This is a genomic window from Jannaschia seohaensis, assembly GCF_900116765.1.
GTDB lineage: Bacteria > Pseudomonadota > Alphaproteobacteria > Rhodobacterales > Rhodobacteraceae > Jannaschia > Jannaschia seohaensis.
In genome coordinates this window covers 1-1,170 of the sequence record NZ_UETC01000035.1, presented here as the reverse complement: position 1 = coordinate 1,170, position 1,170 = coordinate 1, and the positions used below count along the sequence as shown (strand labels likewise).

The 1,170-nt window shown below is 65.8% G+C and carries 1 pseudogene; it reads left to right on the top strand.

The features are described 5' to 3' along the window. Positions 1 to 664: 664 nt before the first annotated feature. Positions 665 to 1,105, top strand: a pseudogene (locus DTQ71_RS23930) (alpha-amylase family glycosyl hydrolase). The last annotated feature ends 65 nt before the right edge of the window (positions 1,106 to 1,170 follow it).

Here is a 1,170-nt window from a genome sequence, read left to right as displayed (position 1 = left end):
CAACGTTCTCGCCATGACAAGACACCCGACAGAGGGAGCCACGGGACCGCCGCCAACGCAAAATGTGACTCGGAGATAACGTCCGGTGCTTTAGCCCCGCGCAATCGCAAGACGCGATGCCCGCCCATCGGTCCAAGATGGACCTCGCTCCGGAAGACCGGCCGCGCCATCCCGGCGCGGGGATAGCGGCATCGTCCGCGCGGACCCGGTCCACTTCGCGCGGCAGGGCGCCAGCGTCGTGATCGCCTCATGGCAGAAAGACCGCGACACCGAACCGAGGCCGCGCCGCGTCGCGCAGGCGGACAAGATCCCGGGCGCGCCGGGCAGGGCGGAGCCCTGCGACGCCGCCATCGCCCGCTCGGTCGGCGACGGCAACCCACACCGCCAGCGGGATCTGCGCCCCCCCGTCGCGCCACCGCAAGTCCGGGCGCCCTTCAATCCCGCTCCGATGCCCGCCGAAGCGGTGACGCATGTCGGCTGCGGAGGCCGCCGACCTGTGCTTCGGCGCCCGGTCGGCCCGTCGCCGCCCCCTAGCGGGCGTCTCTGCTTCCAAAGGGAAACCGAATGCCCCTAACCACCTGCCCGAAATGTCCTGTGATCTATCAGGTCTATCCCTGCTCGTTCCAGGACATGATGGGCAGCGGCATGGGCGACTTGGAACGGCGTGTGCGCGCGCATCGACCATATCGCGTCGGTCAATGTGGATGCGATCTGGCTCTCGCCGTTCTTTCCCTCGCCGATGGTCGGATGGCGGCTATGACGTGGCCGATCCGATGGGGTGCATCCCCGTCTCGGCACGCTCGACGATTTCGACCACTTGGTCGGGCGGGCGCATGAGGCCGGGCTGCGGGTTCTGATCGACCAGGTCTTCAATCACACCTCGACCGAAAGCCCCTGGCTCCACCGCTCATTGATGCGCGATCCGGCTTACGAGGATTACTATGTCTGGCGTGATCCCAAGCCCGACGGCACCGCGCCCAACAATTGGCTCAGCCTCTTCGGCCCGCCGGCCTGGACCTGGAACCACCAGCGGCAACAGTATTATCTTCACAACTTCCTCTCCGCCCGGTGTGCACTACTTCCAACTGCGACTTTCTTTCGATGACAATGACTTGTCGGATGGAAGGAGTCGAGGAATGGGCCGGAAATACGCGCAACTGAGCGTTGAGG